At 65.0% G+C, this 19,386-nt stretch carries 21 protein-coding genes and 1 pseudogene; 11 read left to right on the top strand and 11 right to left on the bottom strand.

The genetic code is table 11. The features are described 5' to 3' along the window. The first annotated feature begins 19 nt into the window (after nt 1–19). Nucleotides 20–1,714, top strand: a complete 1,695-nt coding sequence (locus A6B35_RS04030) for an FAD-dependent oxidoreductase (protein WP_006205346.1) — start codon at nt 20–22, stop codon at nt 1,712–1,714. Next, nucleotides 1,714–2,019 (top strand): UBP-type zinc finger domain-containing protein, encoded by a 306-nt coding sequence (locus A6B35_RS04025; protein ID WP_006205345.1) that lies wholly within the window; start codon nt 1,714–1,716, stop codon nt 2,017–2,019. Before A6B35_RS04030 ends, A6B35_RS04025 begins: the two co-directional genes overlap by 1 nt. A gap of 50 nt (nt 2,020–2,069) precedes the next feature. On the opposite strand, the gene A6B35_RS04020 is transcribed toward A6B35_RS04025, so the two are convergent. The 7 genes and pseudogenes from A6B35_RS04020 to A6B35_RS03990 all read right to left on the bottom strand — a co-directional run. After that, on the bottom strand, nt 2,070–2,249 hold the full coding sequence (locus A6B35_RS04020; protein ID WP_006205344.1) for a hypothetical protein: 180 nt from the start codon (nt 2,247–2,249) through the stop codon (nt 2,070–2,072). A gap of 99 nt (nt 2,250–2,348) precedes the next feature. Next, nucleotides 2,349–3,167 carry a maleate cis-trans isomerase family protein gene (locus A6B35_RS04015; protein WP_006205343.1) on the bottom strand — a complete coding sequence of 273 codons (819 nt, stop codon included), beginning with the start codon at nt 3,165–3,167 and terminating at the stop codon, nt 2,349–2,351. A gap of 36 nt (nt 3,168–3,203) precedes the next feature. After that, on the bottom strand, nt 3,204–4,445 hold the full coding sequence (locus A6B35_RS04010) for a D-amino acid dehydrogenase (protein ID WP_006205342.1): 1,242 nt from the start codon (nt 4,443–4,445) through the stop codon (nt 3,204–3,206). 102 nt (nt 4,446–4,547) lie between these two features. After that, the gene (locus tag A6B35_RS04005; protein WP_006205341.1) at nt 4,548–5,729 is read right to left on the bottom strand and encodes a cystathionine gamma-synthase; all 1,182 of its coding nucleotides are present in this window, start codon (nt 5,727–5,729) and stop codon (nt 4,548–4,550) included. After that, nucleotides 5,726–7,165, bottom strand: coding sequence for a pyridoxal-phosphate dependent enzyme (locus A6B35_RS04000; protein WP_081482261.1), 1,440 nt, complete (start codon nt 7,163–7,165; stop codon nt 5,726–5,728). Before A6B35_RS04000 ends, A6B35_RS04005 begins: the two co-directional genes overlap by 4 nt. A gap of 264 nt (nt 7,166–7,429) precedes the next feature. Continuing rightward, nucleotides 7,430–8,773 carry an FAD/NAD(P)-binding protein gene (locus A6B35_RS03995; RefSeq protein ID WP_006205339.1) on the bottom strand — a complete coding sequence of 448 codons (1,344 nt, stop codon included), beginning with the start codon at nt 8,771–8,773 and terminating at the stop codon, nt 7,430–7,432. Nucleotides 8,774–8,798: 25 nt separating this feature from the next. Further along, nucleotides 8,799–9,071, bottom strand: a pseudogene (locus A6B35_RS03990) (Rrf2 family transcriptional regulator); the annotation flags it as partial. 353 nt (nt 9,072–9,424) lie between these two features. On the opposite strand from A6B35_RS03990, the gene tauA reads away from it, so the two are divergent. The 5 genes from tauA to A6B35_RS03965 all read left to right on the top strand — a co-directional run bounded on the left by tauA (nt 9,425) and on the right by A6B35_RS03965 (nt 13,319). Then, nucleotides 9,425–10,438: a taurine ABC transporter substrate-binding protein gene (tauA, locus tag A6B35_RS03985; RefSeq protein WP_040583747.1), complete on the top strand. Its 1,014-nt coding sequence runs from the start codon at nt 9,425–9,427 to the stop codon at nt 10,436–10,438. A gap of 83 nt (nt 10,439–10,521) precedes the next feature. Beyond that, nucleotides 10,522–11,289, top strand: coding sequence for a taurine ABC transporter ATP-binding protein (locus A6B35_RS03980; RefSeq protein WP_006205336.1), 768 nt, complete (start codon nt 10,522–10,524; stop codon nt 11,287–11,289). Beyond that, entirely contained in the window at nt 11,286–12,146 is an 861-nt protein-coding gene (locus tag A6B35_RS03975) for an ABC transporter permease subunit (RefSeq protein ID WP_006205335.1), read from the top strand. Before A6B35_RS03980 ends, A6B35_RS03975 begins: the two co-directional genes overlap by 4 nt. A gap of 15 nt (nt 12,147–12,161) precedes the next feature. Continuing rightward, the gene (locus A6B35_RS03970; RefSeq protein WP_081482263.1) at nt 12,162–12,338 is read left to right on the top strand and encodes a hypothetical protein; all 177 of its coding nucleotides are present in this window, start codon (nt 12,162–12,164) and stop codon (nt 12,336–12,338) included. A gap of 51 nt (nt 12,339–12,389) precedes the next feature. Then, a complete protein-coding gene (locus tag A6B35_RS03965; RefSeq protein WP_006205333.1) occupies nt 12,390–13,319 on the top strand; it encodes a TauD/TfdA dioxygenase family protein in 930 nt (309 codons plus the stop codon). Between the two features lie 123 nt (nt 13,320–13,442). On the opposite strand, the gene A6B35_RS36120 is transcribed toward A6B35_RS03965, so the two are convergent. Further along, nucleotides 13,443–13,628: a hypothetical protein gene (locus tag A6B35_RS36120; protein WP_006205332.1), complete on the bottom strand. Its 186-nt coding sequence runs from the start codon at nt 13,626–13,628 to the stop codon at nt 13,443–13,445. 307 nt (nt 13,629–13,935) lie between these two features. Here A6B35_RS36120 and A6B35_RS03955 point away from each other — a divergent pair, with 307 nt between their 5' ends. From A6B35_RS03955 to A6B35_RS03940, 4 genes are all read left to right on the top strand, one after another. Further along, complete coding sequence (locus A6B35_RS03955; RefSeq protein WP_006205331.1) at nt 13,936–14,295, top strand: septal ring lytic transglycosylase RlpA family protein; 360 nt, start codon at nt 13,936–13,938, stop codon at nt 14,293–14,295. Nucleotides 14,296–14,531: 236 nt separating this feature from the next. Then, nucleotides 14,532–15,809 (top strand): polyhydroxyalkanoate depolymerase, encoded by a 1,278-nt coding sequence (locus A6B35_RS03950; RefSeq protein ID WP_006205330.1) that lies wholly within the window; start codon nt 14,532–14,534, stop codon nt 15,807–15,809. A gap of 180 nt (nt 15,810–15,989) precedes the next feature. Next, a complete protein-coding gene (locus A6B35_RS03945) occupies nt 15,990–16,607 on the top strand; it encodes a transglutaminase-like cysteine peptidase (RefSeq protein ID WP_006205329.1) in 618 nt (205 codons plus the stop codon). A 342-nt stretch (nt 16,608–16,949) separates the two neighbouring features. Continuing rightward, nucleotides 16,950–17,189 carry a hypothetical protein gene (locus A6B35_RS03940; RefSeq protein ID WP_006205328.1) on the top strand — a complete coding sequence of 80 codons (240 nt, stop codon included), beginning with the start codon at nt 16,950–16,952 and terminating at the stop codon, nt 17,187–17,189. Between the two features lie 108 nt (nt 17,190–17,297). On the opposite strand, the gene A6B35_RS03935 is transcribed toward A6B35_RS03940, so the two are convergent. The 3 genes from A6B35_RS03935 to mltA are packed head-to-tail and all read right to left on the bottom strand — an operon-like array spanning nt 17,298 to nt 19,315. Beyond that, on the bottom strand, nt 17,298–17,666 hold the full coding sequence (locus A6B35_RS03935) for a helix-turn-helix domain-containing protein (RefSeq protein ID WP_006205327.1): 369 nt from the start codon (nt 17,664–17,666) through the stop codon (nt 17,298–17,300). Between the two features lie 24 nt (nt 17,667–17,690). After that, on the bottom strand, nt 17,691–18,212 hold the full coding sequence (locus A6B35_RS03930) for a Smr/MutS family protein (RefSeq protein ID WP_006205326.1): 522 nt from the start codon (nt 18,210–18,212) through the stop codon (nt 17,691–17,693). After that, a complete protein-coding gene (mltA, locus tag A6B35_RS03925; protein ID WP_006205325.1) occupies nt 18,209–19,315 on the bottom strand; it encodes a murein transglycosylase A in 1,107 nt (368 codons plus the stop codon). The genes A6B35_RS03930 and mltA overlap by 4 nt, the downstream gene beginning before the upstream one ends. Nucleotides 19,316–19,386: the final 71 nt, after the last annotated feature.

Genomic DNA, 19,386 nt, shown 5'->3' with positions numbered 1-19,386 from the left:
CGGCGCTACGGTCGAAGCCATGGCCCCAACCGTCAGCCCGACCATCGCCGCACGTCGCGACCAGATGTTCCCCATCCTGGCCGAGGCGGACATCGAGCGCATGCGCCGGTTCGGCGATGCCAGTGTCTACGCCGCCGGCGAGCATATCGTCACCGCCGGCGAAGTGGCGCCCGGCCTGATCGTCGTCCTGTCGGGGACGGTCGATATCACCCAGGATGCCGGGCCCGGCCGACGCGAGACGATCGTCACCCACGGTGCGGGCAACTTCATCGGCGAACTGGCGCAGCTTTCGAGCCGCCCGTCGCTGGTCAATGCCGAGGCCACCCAGCCGGTCGAGGCCTTCGTCATCCCCTCGCAGCGGCTGCGCGACCTGATGGTGCAGGAGGCCAGTCTCGGCGAGCGCATCATGCGGGCGTTGATCCTGCGCCGTGTCGGGCTCCTGGAAAGCGGCACGAGCGGGCCGGTCATCATCGGACCCGCCGGCAATGGCGACACATTGCGGCTGCAGGGTTTTCTGGCCCGCAGCGGCCAGCCGCATCGCGCGCTCGATTCCAATACCGACCCTTGCGCCAAAACCCTGATCGAACGCTTCCACGTCGACCCGCACCATCTGCCGATCGTGCTCTGTCCGAACGGCAAGCTGCTGCACAATCCCGGCGAGGGCGAGCTCGCCCGCTGCATCGGCCTGCTGCGGCCGATCGACACCAGCAAAGTCTACGACGTGGCCATTGTCGGCGCAGGGCCGGCGGGGCTGGCGGCCGCGGTCTATGCCGCTTCCGAAGGCCTGTCGACGATCGTGCTCGACTGCCGCGCCTTCGGCGGCCAGGCGGGCGCCTCCTCGCGCATCGAGAACTATCTCGGTTTCCCGACCGGCATTTCGGGAATGGCGCTGATGGCGCGCGCCTACAACCAGGCGCAGAAGTTCGGCGTCGAAATGGTCATCCCCGACGAAGCGAAACTGCTCAGCAGTGCCGGCGGCGGTTACGCGCTCGATGTCGGCGACGGCGAGACCGTGCGGGCGCGCACGGTGGTGATCGCCAGCGGGGCGCGCTACCGACGCCTCGATGTCGCCAACCTGGCGCAATTCGAGGGCACATCCGTGCATTATTGGGCTTCGCCGATCGAGGCGCGACTGTGCAGCGGCCAGGAGGTGGCGCTGGTCGGCGCCGGCAATTCGGCGGGCCAGGCGGCAGTCTATCTGGCCAGCCAGGTGCGCAAGGTAACAATTTTGGTGCGCCGCGGCAGTCTCAACGCGACCATGTCGCGCTATCTGGTCGAGCGCATCGAGGCGCAGCCGAACATCGAAATACTGGCCGAGACCGAGGTCGTGGCGCTGGAAGGCCACGAGGGCAATCTCGACGCGGTGCGCTGGCGCAATCGCGCAACCGGCACGGAAACGACGCGCCCCATCCGCCATCTCTTCCTGTTCATCGGCGCCGACCCGAACACGGACTGGCTGGCGCAATGCAATGTCGCGCTTGACGCCAGGGGCTTCGTGCGCACCGGGCCGGACCTTGCACCGGCGCATGGCCTGATGGAAACGAGCCGCAGCGGCGTGTTCGCCATCGGCGACGTGCGCTCCGGCTCGGTCAAACGCGTGGCCGCCGCTGTCGGCGAAGGCGCCCAGGTGGTGGCTGCGCTGCATGCTTATCTTGCGCGAAACGGCGGCGGCGCCGTCGAGAACGCAGAGCCTCAACAGGCGAGGAGACCGTGATGGACGAATGCAGGCATACGGAAGGCATCAAGCATGTCACGCCAAGCGCGCTTGGCTGCGAGGAATGCCTGAAGAGCGGATCGATGTGGGTGCATCTCAGGCTCTGCCGAACCTGCGGCCATGTCGGCTGCTGCGACGACTCGCCCAACCGCCACGCCACCAAGCATTTTCATGCGACCAAGCATCCGGTCATCGAGGGCTACGACCCGCCGGAAGGCTGGGGCTGGTGCTTTGTCGACGAGGTGTTCATCGACCTCGGCGATCATGTGACGCCGCAGAACGGGCCGATCCCGCGCTTTTATTGAGCTGCAGCGGTTTGTGCCTACGGGCATTCGGAGCCCGCCGACGGCGCGGTTTATCGCACGGCGCCTGTGACGGTCCGGTCGATGGCATCGGGAACGGATTTGCGTTCGTTGCCGGCAAGTGCCGCTATGATCAGCAGGCTGGCAACGACCGGAACGAACAGGATGGCGACGCGGGCTTGCACGTAAAAAATGGCGCGCCATTCGTGGCGCTTTTGGGGGCTGTCGCTCATCGTGCTCACTCTGTCATGCCCCCCGGGCGTGACATAGAGGCGAACGGTTAAGCAAAGACTTCCGATTCGTTAATCCGAGGATTTCGAACCTGGAGATTATCAAGCTGGCGTTCTGCTCGCCGGCAACCCGAACAGTCTGCCGCCCGCGGGCACGACATCGTCAATCCCGGCAAGCCGCAAACAATGCCAGGCCATGGCGTGGTTGCTGGAGGTGACGGGGATCCCGATGCGCTGTTCGAGGCCGGCCACCGCTTCGGCGACACGAAGGCTGGTGCAGGAGATGAAGATCGCCTCCACGCCCGGTACCGCGGCCATTTTTTCCGCCGCAGCCTCGATCGAGGCGAGCGAGATACGGGCGGCTTCGCGGTCGTCCCGCCGGTCGAAGGTGGCGACGGCCGCTATGTCGAGGCCACGGCCGGTGAAATAGGCGACGAGGCCTTCGTTGATCTTCGGCGAATAGGGCGTCAGCAGGCCGATGCCTTTGACGCCGAGCGCCTTGAACGCGGCAAGTGCCCCGGTGACCGGCGTGGTGCAGGCGACACCGGGCCGCGCTTTGCGGATCTCGGCGAACACCGCCTCCTCGCCGAGCATCATCGTCGCCGAGGTGCAGCCGAAGCCGACGACGTCGAGCGGGATGCTGGGCAGGATGAGGTCGACGCATGGTGCGATCCTCGGTCCGATGGCGCGCAGCGTGTTCGGCGTGACGTCGTTGTCGTTGAAGACGCGGGCTTCGTAGAAGGCGACACCGGGAATGCGCACCAGGGCGCGGAATTCATGCTCCAGCGTCTGGTCGGTGGCGAGGATCGCAAGGCCGATCGCGGCGCGTGAGGCGAGGCCGCCGTCGAGTTCCGACGGCAGCACGCCGAGATCGATCGGTCCGGAAGAGGCAAGGCGGGCGGCGGCAAGGTTGGCGGACATGGCGTACCTCTTCATCTTCTCTTCTGGATCATGCTCTCAGTTCAAAAGTCCGTCCATGGAAATGGCAGGCCGGCGGCCGGCGATCAGATCGGCGGTGATGCGGGCCGAGCCGTGCGACATGGTCCAGCCGATATGGCCGTGGCCGGTGTTGAAATAGAGGTTGCGCAGACGCCGTTGGCCGAACTCGGGCAGATTGTTCGGCGTCATGGGCCTCAGACCCGCCCACATCTCGGCGCGGTCGTAATCGGCGCCTTCGGGATAGAGTTCTTCGGTCACCCCCTTCATGAAAGCGAAATCGGCCGGCTTGTGGCTGGTGTCGTAGCCGGCGAACTCGGCGGTCGCGGTGACGCGGATGCGGTCGCCGAAGCGCGAGATGGCGACCAGATTGTGCTCGTCGACGGACGCGATGGTCGGCGGCTGCGGCCGGTTGCCGATTGGGATGGTCAGCGAATAGCCCTTGATCGGATAGATCGGTAGGCTGATGCCGATCGTCCTGGCAAGGATCGGGCTGTAGGAGCCGAGCGCCAGCACATAGGCGTCACCCTTGAAGCTACCCTTGTCGGTCAGCACCTGGGTGACTCCATCGCCCGATGTCTCGATGCCGGTGATGGTCGTGCCGGTGTGGATGGCGCCGCCACGCTCGACGACCTTGGCCGCCAGCGCCCTGGTGAACTTGGCCGGGTCGCCGGTCTCGTCGGTCGGGCAATAGATGCCGCCGGCGATCTTCTCCTTGGCGGAGGCAAGCGACGGATCGAGTGCGACGACGCCGTCGCGGTCGAGCAGTTTTATCACCTGTCCGTCGGACTCCAGAAGCTTCATATGCTCGACACCCTTGTCGAGCGCCTGCTGGCTGCGATGGAAATAGAGGATGCCGCGATCATTGCGGTCGTAGTCGATGGCCTCGTCGGCGACGACCTCATGCAGCACGGATTGCGAATAAGCGGCAAGCCGGTGCTTGAGCAGCGTGTTGCGCCGCGCCTTTTCTGCCGTGCATTCCAGGAGGAACAGCCATGACCAGCTGTAGAGCCTGGGATCGGCCGAGAGTTTGAAGCGCAGCGCCTGGTCCTTCAGCACCAGCGATTTCAAAAGGATCATCGGCGCCCTGGGCGACGACCAGACGAAGGAATGTCCCGGCGCGATCATGCCGGCATTGCCCCAGCTGGTCTCAGTGGCGACTTGTGCCTGGCGCTCGAGGAGCACGACCTCGTGCCCGTCCTTCTGCAACTGATAGGCGGTGGTGACGCCGACAACGCCGCCACCCAGCACGATCACGCGCATCACGCCTCCGGAGATCGCAAAGTCGGCTCACTGTAGAGGGGAATCCGAAATTGCAAAGTCCGGACTTATGGGCCAGGGCGAGGGAACCGGGAGGCCGGATGCTCAGCCCTTCAGCGCCTGCTCCAGATCCGCGATCAGATCATCGCCATCCTCGATGCCGGCCGAAAGCCGCACCAGTGAATCGGAAATACCGATGGCGCCGCGCTTTTCGGCGGGAATCGAGCCGTGCGTCATCAGCGCCGGGTGCTCGATCAGGCTTTCGACGCCGCCGAGGCTTTCGGCCAGCGTGAACAACTGGGTGCGTTCGAGGAAGCGCTTTGTCGCCGCCAGGTCGCGATCGAGCTCGACTGAGATCATGCCGCCGAAGGCGTGCATCTGGCGCCTGGCGATGTCATGCTGCGGATGGCTGGGCAGCCCGGGATAGATGACGCGGCGCACATCTTTCCGGCTTTCCAGCCATTGCGCGATCTTCAGGCCGTTCGAGGAATGGCGTTCCATCCTGAGCGCCAGTGTCTTGATGCCGCGCAGTGCGAGAAAGCTGTCGAACGGGCCGGAGATGGCGCCGATGGCGTTCTGCAGGAATTTCAGCTGGGCGGCCAGATCCTTGTTGTCGCCGACGACCGCCACGCCGCCGACCATGTCGGAATGGCCGTTGAGATATTTCGTCGTCGAGTGGACGACGATGTCGATGCCGAGTTCCAGCGGCCGCTGCAGATAGGGGCTGCAGAAGGTGTTGTCGGCGACGGTGAGCAGACCCTTGCGTTTCGCCAAGGCCGCGACCGCTTCGAGGTCGACGACGCGCAGCAGCGGGTTGGTCGGCGTCTCGACCCAGAGCAGTTTTGTCTGCGGGCGGATCGCGGCTTCGACCGCAGCGAGGTCGGTGAAATCGGCGAAGCTGACTTGCAGGCCGGCCGAGCGCTTGCGCACCCGCTCCAGCAGCCGGAAGGTGCCACCATAGATGTCGTCGGTGGCGACGATGTGGGCGCCGGCATCGAGCAGTTCCAGCACGGTCGAGATCGAGGCCAGGCCCGAGGCGAAGGCGAAGGCCGCCGAGCCGCTTTCGAGATCGGCAACGGCGCGCTCGAAGGCGAAGCGGGTCGGGTTCTGGCTGCGGGCGTACTCAAAACCCTTGTGCACACCGGGCGACTGCTGGCCATAGGTCGAGGTGGCATAGATCGGTACCATCACCGCGCCGGTCAGCGGATCGTGGCTCTGGCCGCCATGGATGGTGCGCGTCGAAAAGGCCAGGCGGTTCTTGCCGGATATTGGTGCGTTGATGGTCATCGTGCGCGCCTCAAATGGTTGATCAGGTCGATGCGGGTTATCAGGCCGACGAACTCGTCGCCGTCGAAGATGATGGCGACCTCGTTGCGGTCGAAGACCGGGAGCAGCGCATCCAGCGTCTGGCTGGCCTGCAGCGTGTGCAGATTTGACGTCATGGCGGTGCGGACCGGGGCGTTGAAACGGTCCCAGCGGCCATCATAGGGGCCGTCGACCTTGGCCAGGATGTCGCTTTCGTCGACGATGCCGACCAGCTTGCCGCCGTCCAGCACCGGCAGCTGCGAGACATCGGAGCGGCGCATGCGGCCATAGGCGTTGAGCAGGCTTTCGTCCGGGCCGATAGAGACGGTGTCGCCGGTGCGGTGCGAGCGCATGACGAGGTCGCGCAAATCGCCATGTTGCTCGTGCTCGGCAAGGCCCTGCTCGGCCAGCCAGAAATCGTCGAACACCTTTGATAGATATTTGTTGCCGCTGTCGCAGACGAAAGTGACGACGCGCTTGGGCGTCGTCTGCTCGCGGCAATAGCGAAGCGCCGCCGACAGCAGCGTGCCTGAGGACGAGCCGGCCAAAATGCCTTCCCGGGACAGGAGGTCGCGCACCGCCAGCATGCTCTGCTTGTCGGGGATGGAGTAGGCCTTCTTGACCAGCGACAGGTCGGCATTGGGCGGCACGAAATCCTCGCCGATGCCTTCCACGGTCCAGCTGCCGGCCTCTTCCATCTTGCCGGTCTTGATCAGCGGCGCCAGCACCGAGCCGACCGGATCGGCCAGCACCATCTCGGTCTTCGGCGACACTTTCGCGAAATAGCGGCCAAGCCCGGTCAGCGTGCCGCCGGAGCCGACGCCGACGACCACGGCGTCGATGTCGCCTTCGAGCTGGGCGAAAATCTCGGGGCCGGTGGTGGTCTCATGCGCCAGCGGGTTGGCCGGATTGGCGAACTGGTTGGCGTAGAAGGCGCCGGGTACTTCCGATGCGATCTTCTCGGCCATGTCCTGATAATATTCCGGGTGGCCCTTGCCGACATCGGAACGCGTCATACGCACCTCGGCGCCGAGCGCGCGCAGATGCTGGATTTTTTCGCGCGACATCTTGTCGGGCACGACGAGGATGATGCGGTAGCCCTTGGGTATGCCGACCTGGGCAAGGCCGAGTCCGGTATTGCCGGCAGTCGCCTCGACGATGGTGCCGCCGCGCTTGAGCTTGCCCTGCTTTTCGGCCGCGGCGATCATCGACAGCGCGATGCGGTCCTTGATCGAGCCGCCGGGGTTCTGGCTTTCGAGCTTGATGAACAGCCGGCACTTGCCGGTGTCGAACTTGGTCAGTTCGACGATGGGCGTCTGCCCGATCAGGTCGAGCACCGAGGCATAGGGCGGGCGCAGGCGGGACATTGCGCTGTCCGAGGGGGCACTGCCGGGTGCGGCGGTTCTATGCGCGCTCATGTCAGAGGCTCCATGGGTCAATCTAGCGTCTTTTCCAGCCGATTGCCGTTGGAAAGAAGATAGACCGTGCCAATCCGACGGCCAGACGGGGAATGAAATTCCACGACTCTCGCAGCGGCGCCAGGGTGTGCTGAGATTCAGGTCAGGCCGAGCCGAGAAAGGTGGTTTCCGAGAACCGGAGCGGAGCGTACTTGAAGTACGTGAGCACCGGAAGCGCAGGAAACCACCATTCGCAGACCGGCATCACCTGAATATCGGCGCACCCTATCCCAGCAGCTGCTTGCTGAGCCTCGCGCACTGGACGCGGATATCCGGGATGGCGTCGATCTCGAAGAAGGTGCCCCTGGTCAGCGGCCCGACGGCGAGGATCTTGGCCGATACACTCCCGTCACTGCCGATGATCTCGCAATTGGCCGATACGTCGAGGCCTAGGCGCAGCGGGTCCGGCCGCGCCAGCCCGCGCTCGACCAGCGAGCGCACGACGCTGTTCGAGGTGGTCGAGATGTCCCTGGCGATGCCGGTGCAATCATAGAGGCGGGCGACTTCCAGCGTTTCGAGCGCCTGCGTATGGCGGGACTGGACCTGCACCTTGAATTGATCGCCGGCCTTGATGCCGACGACACGGCCGGCGACGGGACGGATGCGGCCCGACTGCACCGCCTCGGTGACGCGGGCATGCACCTGCGGCGCCAGGCGATGCCGGTGGATGTCCCACCAGGCCTTGGTGTGCTCGACGAAGCGGCGCTTGGCGGAGGACGGCCAGTTCTGCCAGATCTTCTGGTTGAAGGGCCGCAGACCGTCGACCACGTCGCGCCAGTCTATGCCCGCCCTTTGGTTTTCGCGGATCAGATCGCGGAACCAGCCGACGAAATAGGAAAGCTGGGTGCCGAGCGGGATGTCGGCGACATCGAGCTTGATCGGATTGCCCTTGCGGTGCGGCGACGGCAGCAGGCCGCGCCGGGACACGGCGACGATCTCGCCCTTGTGACCGCGTTGCTCGAGCGAGAGAAAGGCATCGACCATGCTGAGGCCGGTTCCCAGCACAAGGACTCGGGCGTCCGCATCGAGCGCGGTGTCGGCTTCCGTCCCCATCCTGATCGCGTGGCCCTGGCCGGCGCCGGGCTGCTCGTCATGGCCGGTGGCGAGCACGGCGAGATGGGCAACCACACTGGTGCCGTTGGCCAAAGCCACCTCGACGCCGGAGGCAGTGGGCGAGATCGACAGGCTCTCCTCGCGGATCAGGCGCAGGCGGCCGGTCTCGCGTTCGCGGGCCTCAAGCTCATCAAGCAATTCCTTCAGGTAGCGGGCATAGAGGCTGCGCGGCGCATAGAACGGCCCCTGGTCCGGATTGGCCAGGCCGCGCTCCAGCAGCCAGTGCGCGAAATTGCCTGGATCGTCGGCATAGGCGCTCATTCCGGCGGCGCTGACATTGAGCACATGCGCCGACAGCAGCGTCGAATAGGCCATGCCCTGGCCGAAATGCGGACGCTTCTCGATCAGCGTGACGCGCAGATCGGGATTGGGCGATTTCAGGAGATGCGCGGCGAGCACGACGCCGCTGGCGCCGCCGCCGACGATGATGATCGAGTTTGCGCGCCCGATGGTCATGCGCGCACCGCCTGCCTTGGCGTGCTCAGGCCTGGATCTTCGCCGCAACCGGAAGGCCGTCGATGCCCCTCGCGACCGCAAGGTCGTCGAGGCCGATATCGCGCATCTCGGCGAGGCTGCGCTGGTCCAGCACCTCGGCAATCGCCTGCCGGACCTCCAGCATCAGATGTCTGACTTGGCATGTCGCCTCGTTGCAGTCTTCGCAGCGCTGGTACTGGGTGCGGCTGGCGCAAGGGATCGGCGCAAGCGGCCCGTCGAGCACGCGCACGACATGGCCGACCTTGATCTCTTCGCAGGGAATGGGGTTTCAATTCGGCGTGATTTTGAAGCATGGATTTTTCGAATGAGGCCTTCTCCCGAAATCGCGGTTCTTGGCAGGCGGTTGTCACATTCGCTTCGTCATCCAGGGCGGAGCAGGAGCGAAGCGGCGTCGCGGAGACCCTGGGATGACGAACTCGGACGCTTCGGCCAGCCTTGACGGTCCAGTGCGGTCGCGCCCGTAGCAGCCGCGCTTTGCGCTTCGCCAGCCTGTCACCAGTGGCTTTTTTCCACGCAACCCGTCCTGGTTGGAAGGATTTAACTCTACAAGAACGATAGAATTAGCGGACTATGAAAAGGCAATCCGGTTTTCGCTTTTTCATGGAGCCCATCATGTCGATCATTTCACGACGCATCATCCTGCTCTCGTCGGCGGCACTTGCCGGCGCCGCCTTCCTCGGCCCGGCACAGGCCGACGACCTCAAAATCACCATCGGCTACCAGACCGTGGTCGAACCCTCGAAAGTGCCGCAGGCCGACGGCGCCTATGAGAAGGCCACCAAGGCGGCGATCGACTGGCGCAAATTCGACTCCGGCGCCGATGTCTTAGCAGCTGTCGCCTCCGGCTCGGTCGATATCGGCTATGTCGGATCGAGCCCGCTGGCGGCGGCGGCGAGCCGCGAGCTGCCGATCCAGACCATCTTCGTCGTCGGCCTGATCGGCGAATCCGAAGCGTTGGTCGCCCGCAACGGCGCCGGCATCGAGAAGATCGCCGACCTTGCCGGCAAGAAGGTGGCGGTGCCGTTCGTGTCGACCACGCATTACAGCCTGCTCGCCGCGCTGAAGCATGAGGGCGTCGATCCGAAGTCGGTCGAGGTCCTCAATCTCAGGCCGCCGGAGATCGCCGCCGCCTTCGCGCGCGGCGACATCGACGCGGCCTATGTCTGGGATCCGGCGCTCGGCCAGATCAAGACCACCGGCAAGGTGGTGCTGGATTCCTCGCAGGTCGCCGCCTGGGGCGCGCCGACCTTCGATGCCTGGATCGTGCGCACCGACTTTGCCGAAAAGCACCCGGAAGCGGTGCGCGACTTCGTCAAGGTGACGGGCGCCGCCTATGCCGAGTTCCTGGCCAAGCCCGACGCCTGGTCGGTTTCGTCGCCGCAGGCAGCCAAGATCGCCAAGATCACCGGCGCCAAGCTGGAAGAGGTGCCGCAACTGCTCAAGGGTTACGTCTTCCCGACGCTTGAGGAGCAGGCCTCCGCCAAATTCCTCGGCGGCGGCACGGTCAAGGCGATCGAGGCGGCATCGGCCTTCCTCAAGGAGCAGGGCAAGATCGACGCCGTGCTGCCCGACTACTCGAAATACGTGTCGTCGAAATATGTCAGCGAGGCACTGGCCTCGAACTGACGCGCGACGCGTGCTGCCTGCCCGGACCGCTGACGAGGAGCGGTTTCGGGCAGGTGGATTTGTAGAACCTACTGCGAGGGACCATGCCTCAACTCGTGCTTGATAATGTCTCGGTGCACTACGAAGGCCAGGCAGCCGTCGAGCGTGTCTCGATCAACGTCGCCAAGGGCGATTTCGTCGTGCTGGTCGGCCGCTCCGGCTGCGGCAAGACCTCGCTGCTCAACGTCGCCGCAGGCCTGGTCGAGCCGGTGCGCGGCAGCGCCAGCATCGCGGGCCGGCCGATCACGGCACCTGGCCCGGACCGCGCCGTGGTGTTCCAGAACGATGCGCTGTTCCCGTGGCTGACCGCGCGAGAGAACGTCGCCTTCGCGCTCAGGCTGCGCGGCGTGCCGCCGGGCGAGCGGGCACGGCGGGCGGACGAGCTGCTCAAGTTGGTCAAGCTCGACGGCGCCGGCGACAAGCGCATCTGGGAGCTTTCCGGCGGCATGCGCCAGCGCGTCGGCCTGGCCCGCGCGCTGGCCGCCGAACCCGAATTCCTGCTGCTCGACGAGCCGCTCGGTGCGCTCGACGCGCTGACGCGCGAACGCATGCAGACGACGCTGCTCGATCTGTGGACCGCAAGCCAAGTCGGCGTGCTGATGGTCACTCACGGCATCGAGGAGGCGCTGGTGCTGGCCACCCGCATCGTCGTGCTGGCGCCCGGGCCGGGCCGCGTGGTGCGGATTTTCGAGACCGGCTTCAGTCGGCGCTACGCCACCGGCGAGGCCATTCGCAGCATCAAGGCCGATCCCGCCTTCGCGGCGGCGCGTGGCGAACTGACCGACGCGATCTTCGAAGGAGAGGCGGCGTGAGCGTTACCTCCTACAGCGAACGACCGACCGCAAGGGCCGACGAAAGCAGCGCGCTGTCGGTGCCGTGGTCGCGGCCACGCCCGAAACGGCGCGGGATTTCGGCACGCGCGGTCAGCGCCATCACCATCCTGGCGGTGCTCGCGGCATGGGCGCTGTCGGCCCGCCTGCAGCTGGTGTCGCCGGTCTTTCTTCCATCGCCTTTCGCCGTATGGAACAAGTTCGTCGTCGTCGCCCGTGACGGCTTCGTCGACGCGACGCTCGCCCAACACGTCGTCGCCAGCCTGGGCCGCGTGTTCGCGGCGCTGATCGCCGCGCTTCTCGTCGGCGTTGCCGTCGGGCTCGCCATCGGCATCAGCACCATCGGGCGCGGCATTTTCGATCCGCTGCTGGAAGTCCTGCGGCCGATCCCGCCACTCGCCTATCTGCCGCTGGTCATTATCTGGTTCGGCATCGGCGAACCGTCGAAGATCCTGGTGATCACCATTGCCATGCTGGCACCGGTAGCACTTTCGACCGCATCCGGGGTTCGCGGGGTCTCGCAGGAGCGCATCAATGCGGCGCGCTCGCTCGGCGCCAGCCGCTTCCAGCTTGTCCGGCATGTGATCCTGCCCAGCGCGCTGCCCTCGATCCTGACCGGGCTGCGTATCGCGCTCGGCGCCGGCTGGTCGACGCTGGTCGCCGCGGAGCTGGTGGCAGCGACGCGCGGCCTCGGCTTCATGATCCAGTCGGCCGCCCAGTTCCTGGTCACCGACGTCGTGGTGATGGGGATTCTGGTGATCGCTGCAATCGCCTTCGTGCTGGAATTCATCATCCGCCGGATCGAGCGCCAACTCGTTCCGTGGGCGGGGCGGGAATGACCGGAGAAAATGACGATGACCCATTCCACCGCCATGCTGTTTGCCCATTTCGGCAACTGGCTGCTCGCCTGGACGAGGGAGCCTGAACGCCAACCCAGATCGCCGGCACCCGTGCAGCTCGATGCCGAGCGCGACCGCCTGCCGCCGCGCGACGAGAGCTTCTACTGGGCCTGGCAGTATTGGTCCCAGTGATCAACCTCAGTCGACCTGCCTTTTCCCCAACCAGAAACCGAGGAGATTCCCATGAGCAACCCTGCCCCCGTCGACCTGATCATTCCCGCGACCGACGTTGTTCCACTGACCGCCCGCGTGGGCGCGGAAATCCGCGGCATTCGCCTTGGTGGAAACCTGTCGGATGCCACCATAGCATCGATCAACCAGCTTCTTTTGCAGCACAAGGTCGTCTTCTTCCGCGGTCAGCAGCATCTCGATGATTCCGAGCATGAACTGTTCGCGCGGCGCCTGGGGGATCTTGTGCCTCATCCGACGCAAGGGCCGATTGCGGGCACCGCTTCGATCCTCAATCTGGATTCGAGCCGCGGCGGCGGTCGCGCGGACCAATGGCACACGGACGTGACCTTCGTGGACGCCTATCCGAAGTTCTCCGTGCTTCGCGGCGTCGTCATTCCTCCGGCCGGAGGCGATACGATCTGGTCGAACACCCATGCCGCCTATGAAAGCCTGCCGGCGCCGCTCAAACTGCTGGCGGACAATCTCTGGGCCATTCACAGCAACGCCTATGACTACGCAGCCGTGCGTCCTCGCGCCTCCGCCGAGGAAAGGAAGCATTTCGAGGAGGTCTTCACCTCGACCGTCTACGAGACCGAGCACCCTGTCGTGCGCGTGCATCCGGAAACCGGGGAGCGCTCGCTGCTGCTCGGCAACTTCGTCCAGCGCTTTGTCGGCCTGTCGAAGAGCGACTCCGCAAAACTCTACGAACTGTTCCAGGCCTATGTGGCCACCCCCGAAAATACCGTCCGGTGGCGGTGGCAGGCCGGCGACGTCGCGATCTGGGACAATCGCGCCACCCAGCACTATGCGGTGAACGACTATGGCAGCCAGCACCGGATCGTGCGCCGTGCCACCGTCGACGGCGATGTGCCGGTCAGCGTCGACGGACGCCGCAGCGTGACCCATGTCAAGGCGGCCAAGCCGGCGGCAAAGGCTGCCTGACTCTATCGGGCGCCGTTCGTCCAACCGGACGCGCGGCGCCGCCCTTGCCGACGGTCATGGTCGTCAGCGGCGGCAAGGTCGCGTTTGATGTCGTGCCAGTGGGCGAAGCCGCAGGCGGCCCAGTCAGATGCGCGAGCGGTTTGCCCAGCCCAGACCGAGCAAGCCGACCAGCATGGTGAGGAGACCGATACAGAGCCATTGCGACTGGCCGGTCATGAAGCTTCCCGGCACAAGACCGATGCCTTGCAGCGACCACAGCAGGCCGATGGCGAGCACGATCAGCGCCAGCAAATTCCTCATCAACCGCATCGGCGGAATTCCCTTTCCAAGTCGATCGTCAACAGCGTCACTACGGCAATGAAAGAGCCAAAGGAAGCGATCCGATCGCGTCCGTCTCTACTTGCTTGTTAACGCTCGATCTTGCCAGAACTGGCTCGGAACCGGCGTGATGTTCATCACAGATACGCTGCCCGACACGGCAAGACTCATGACAAACTGTTTCCCACCGACTCCAAACGTGTGCTTCCGCCACGGAACCGACAGATGATTGCCGCATTTCGTGCCTTAATCGTTCCTTAACGGCTGGGGTCTGTCTAAACGGAGCCATTCCCCCAACATGATGAAACCCAAGCAAACCGCGCTTGTCGCGGTAACGGTAGCGGCTGGCCTGATGGTCGGCGCCTCCACCTCCTCCGCAGCCGCCCAGTGCGGCCGTGCATCCTGGTACGCGCTGCACTCGCGCACGGCCTCCGGCGAGCGCATGAACCCGTCGGCGATGACCGCCGCGCACCGCACCTTGCCCTTCGGCACCAAGCTAAAGGTGACCAACAAGAACAATGGCCGCAGCGTCGTCGTGCGCATCAACGATCGCGGTCCGTTCATCAAGGGCCGTGTGCTCGACCTGTCGAAGGGCGCCGCCAGCCAGCTCGGCTTCATCGGCTCGGGCCACACTTCCGTCTGCATGGCCCGCGTCTGAAATGTCCGATACGTCCGGCTAGAGGGGCCGGACACATTTCCTACATATTGCGGCACCGCACATTGAGCCGGCTCTACCGCTCAAGGCTGATTTCCAAGGCTTTTTGACAAAAGAACCATTTGTCAGACGAATTGACGTATTGCATCGCAACAATATGTTGTTAACCTCGCCGCGAGAGATTCAAGGCTCGGCGCTGCCCGTCGTCCCTTCGGTCGCATGCAGCAGCGGGGTTCTTGATGTTCTACCAGCTCTACGAAATGAACCATGCGGCGCTGCAGCCCGCCCGCTTCTATGCCGATGCGGTGCGGATGTTCTACACCAATCCGCTCAACCCGATCTCGCACACGTCCTTTGGCCGCTCGGTCGCGGCGACCGCCGAATTGTTCGAGCGCACCACGCGCCGCTACGGCAAGCCAAAGTTCGAGCTGGCCAAGACCGTCGTTGACTGGAAAAGCGTCGAGGTCACCGAAAAGACCGTCTGGTCGAAGCCGTTCTGCAACCTGGTCCGTTTCGAGCGCGCCGTGCCCACTGGGCGCAAGCCCGATCCGAAGCTTCTGATCGTGGCGCCGATGTCGGGCCATTACGCGACGCTGCTGCGCGGCACCGTCGAAGCGATGCTGCCGCATGCCGACGTGCACATCACCGACTGGGTCGACGCCCGCATGGTGCCGATGGCCGACGGCAGCTTCGACCTCGACGACTATATCGACTACATCATCGACATGTTCCATGCGCTCGGCCCAGACACCCATGTCATGGCGGTCTGCCAGCCGTCGGTGCCGGTGCTGGCGGCGGTGGCGCTGATGGAAAAGCGCGGCGACCCCTTCGTGCCCTCGACCATGACGCTGATGGGCGGTCCGATCGACACGCGCCGCAATCCGACCGCGGTCAATCTGCTGGCCGAGGAGAAGGGGATCGGCTGGTTCCGCGACAACGTCATCATGCGGGCGCCCTGGCCGGTGCCGGGCTTCGGCCGCGAGGTCTATCCGGGCTTCCTGCAGCTGTCGGGCTTCATGAGCATGAACCTCGACCGCCACATCATCGCCCACAAGGACTTCTTCATGCATCTGGTCAAGCATGACGGCGACAATGCCGAGAAGCACCGCGATTTCTACGACGAGTATCTGGCGGTGATGGACCTGACGGCGGAATTCTACCTGCAGACCGTCGACACCGTGTTCGTGCGCCACGCTCTGCCCAAGGGCGAGATGATGCATCGCGGCGAGCTGGTCGACACCTCGGCGATCCGCAATGTCGCGCTGTTCACCGTCGAGGGCGAGAATGACGACATCTCCGGCCTCGGCCAGACCCAGGCCGCGCACGATCTGTGCGTCAACATCCCGGCCGACAGGCACGCCCATTATATGCAGCCGGCGGTCGGCCATTACGGCGTCTTCAACGGTTCGCGCTTCCGCTCCGAGATCGTGCCGCGCATCGCCGACTTCATCACCAGCTATGGCCGCCAGAACCGGGTTGCCGCAAAGCCGAGGCTGGTGCGCTCGGCCAAGAGCTGACGCAACCAGAAGGTGAGACGCGCAACGGCAGCGCGCGGCGCTGCCCGGATGGCCCTGTTGCACAATGGCCGCGGTCAGGATGGTGAAAGTAACCATGCCATCAATCGGACCACAGTCATAATTGACACGGACTGTAAATCGCTCTTAACGTTTCGTTAACAACAAGGGCGAACGGGGACAATGATTTCCTCACCGATGGCACGGACGCTGCGCTTGTGCGCGGTCGCAGGGCTGGCGATTTCGGGATGCTGGGCGGGACCGGCGTCGGCCGCGGGGGCGATGGCAACCGGCGGGATGACGTCTCAACCGATCGGACACTACGATTTCTGCAAGTCCAATCCCGGCGAATGCTCGATCCGGCCGCGCAGCCTCGCGCCAGCCAGGATGACCGATGCGCTCTGGCGCAAGCTGACCAGCGTCACCGCCAAGGTGAATGCCGCCGTCAAGCCTCTGAGCGACTACGACATCTACGGCAAGGATGAAGTCTGGGCCTATCCGGACAGCGGCCTCGGCGACTGCGAGGATTATGTCCTGGAGAAGCGCCGCGACCTCTATCGCATGGGCATATCGCTCGCCGATCTCTTGATGACCGTCGTGCGCAAGCCGGACGGCGAGGGCCATGCGGTGCTGACGGTGCGCACCGACAAGGGCGACTACGTCCTCGACAATCTGACCGACAAGGTCCGCTCCTGGGATGAGACCGGCTACCGCTTCCTCAAGCGCCAGGCGATCGACAACACCGGCCGCTGGGTCTCGATCCGCGATGGCCAGCAAGTGCTGGTCGGCGCGGTTCAGTAGGTTTTCCCGCGGACGACTAACCTGGCTTCGTCATCCCTGGGCGAAGCTCCGTCGCGGAGACCCTGGGATCCATGCCGTGACATCAACCAAGACCGCAGCGGCGCAGGAACAGGCGCGCCCCGTGATCTTCATGCTGGCACCGCTAAATCTTTTTGCACCGCCGCGGCGCTCGTAGTTCGCGGCATGGATCCTCGGGTCTGCGCGTCCGCTTCGCTTCCGCTCCGCCCGTGGATGACGAAAGTGGGGACCTCCCGCACCACCTCCGATAAATTCCGCAGTCTGCGTGAACCATTTCCTCTTGGCCGGCGACACACAGCCGTAAACCAACCGTGGAGATTTCAAATGACTGCCTTTCTGCGTAATGCCTTTCTCGCCGCCGTCGCGATGTCGGCGCTGGCCGGGCCTGCTCTGGCCGATCAGACCGTCACCAGCTGCGCCAACACGTCGACCAACGATCTGTGGAGCGGCCGCTGTTGCGGTGCCGGCGACTCGAACTGCCTGGGCGGCGGAAAAAATGGCCACGACCATGACCGTGGCGATAATGGCCGAGGGAACAATGGCGGCCAGGCCGGCAAAAAATGATCTCACCACAGCTGCCCGCTGGCTGTCCGCCGGCGGGCATCTGTTCAGGTGAAGCGAAAGTCGGCCCCGGCGCGGGTGAACGCGCGTCCGCTTGGCGTAAATTGCCTACTACACCCGCCGACCAAGTGCTGCGCGGATCGAGGCGGTGATGCGGCGAAGCTCGGCTTCGTCCAGCTTCTCGATGTTTTCGGCCAGAAGATTGGCCAGCTCGGTGGCGGCCGGCGAAAGACCCGACGTGTCGATCCTGACGCGCGGATGCGAGGCCTCGGCAAGGCGGGCAAGCTCCTCGGCATCGTCCCAGATGACGTTGAAATAACCGATGATCTTCTGGATCAGCGTCCAGGTCGGCGCGCCGCGGCGGCCATGCTCCAGCGCCGACAGATAGGCGGCGCTGACCCCGATGGCCTCGGCCATCGCCTTCTGGCTGAGGCCGCGCTCATTGCGCAGCGCGCGCAGCTTTTCACCAAACGGCGTCATGGCACCATCTTCATGGCCGCGCCCTCACGCGCGCACCCGCCGCAAGCGCACATAGAGCGCGCCCGAACCGCCATGGTTGCGGGCGGCGTGATCGTGGCTGGAAACCAGCGGCCGGAAGGCGGGCGTCGACAGCCAGGCCGGCACCGAGCGTCGCAGCACGCCGTCGCCGCCCGACGAGGAGCCCTTGCCGGTGATGACCAGCACATAACGGATGCCGCCGGCATGCGCCCGGTGCAGGAACGCAAACAACAGCGAATAGGCTTCGTCCTGGGTCATGCCATGCAGATCGACGCGGCCTTCGATCGGCAGCCGGCCCTTCTTCAGCTTGTCCAGCGTCGGTTCGTCGAGCGCATGCGAAACATGCTGCGTCTTCGGCTTCGCGGCGACGACCGGACTGCCGACAGCAGGCACCGGCGTTGGCTTTGGGTCGACAACGATGTCCGGAATGACAATGGCGGCCTTACCCTTCAGCGGCTTGGCCGTGCGCGCCACCAGGTTCCACAGGACGCGGTCGTCCTCGCTCAGCCTGTCGATGCGGCGGGTCATGGCACCCCACCCGAAACAAGCCCACGCGGGAGCAGCGCAAAAAACTCGGCGGCATTGCGCACGACGCCGGCGATCTCGCCGGCGGCGTCGCCAGAGCCGGCGAACAGATCGCCCCGGGCCGGACCGGTGATGGCCGAGCCGGTGTCCTGCGCGATCATCAGCCGCCGGAACGGTTTTGCGTCGAAAGCGGTCAGCGACGGCGCGTCGATATAGAAGGGCGTGCCGAATGTGTGGAGCAGCCGGTCGACGGCGATCGAGCGGCCCGCCGTCAGCGGCACCTTGGCGGCGGCGATCGGGCCGAGCCCGGCATCGTCGACCGCCGCCTCGCGGAAGAAGATATAGGAGCGGTTCTGCCAGAGGATCTCGTCGACGCGATCCGGATGCGCCTTGAACCAGGCGCGGATCGACTGCATCGTCACCTTTTCCAGCGGGATTTCGCCGCTTTCGCTCAGGATCTTGCCGGGCCCGGTGAAGCGCTGGCCGGACTTGGCGGCATAGGTGACGCGGCAAAGCCTTGCATCGGTCATCTTCAGCCGCGCCGCGCCCTGGACATGGACGAAGAAGGCATCGACCTTGTCGGCGACCCACGCGATCTCCAGTCCCTTGCCATCAAGCGCGCCGCGCTCGATGGCGCCGCGATCGAAATACTCGACCGGCCCGTGCGGCGTATCGCGGGCAAAAGCAAGATAGGGGTCCACGCCCGCCGGCCGGTTGGCGTCATCGATATCGACGAGATCGGCGGGGCGCGACAGAAGCGGCACCGAAAACCGCTCGGTCCGTACCGGCGAGGCCTCGACCTCCGGCTCGTAGAAACCGGTGACGAGGCCGGCGCCGCCATGTTCAGCGCCGATGCACGCCGGGGCGAAGTGACGTTCAAAGAAGCTTCGGGATTCGGATCGATTCGGCTGCGAAACAGCGCGCGCTTCCGCATAGGCCGCGGCGAACGCGCCGAAATCGACACCGAGCGCGCCGGTGCGATAGGGCTTTGTCAGCACATGGAAAGCCGAACGTCGAAAGGCGGCAAAGGCAGCCGGGTGGTCGTCGTCGGCCCAGCCGGGCAGCCGCTCAAAGGATGTTTCGCTGAAAGCCGGAGATAGCGACACGACAGGCCCGCCGCTGGTTAAAGCGCGTCGCGCTTGAAGAGAGTCATGCGACGCGCTTCCAGTCTTTGTTT

This window comes from Mesorhizobium amorphae CCNWGS0123 (assembly GCF_001686985.1).
Lineage (GTDB): Bacteria > Pseudomonadota > Alphaproteobacteria > Rhizobiales > Rhizobiaceae > Mesorhizobium > Mesorhizobium amorphae.
The sequence above is the reverse complement of the archived record's forward strand: the minus strand, read 5'-3'. Positions and strand labels throughout refer to the sequence as shown.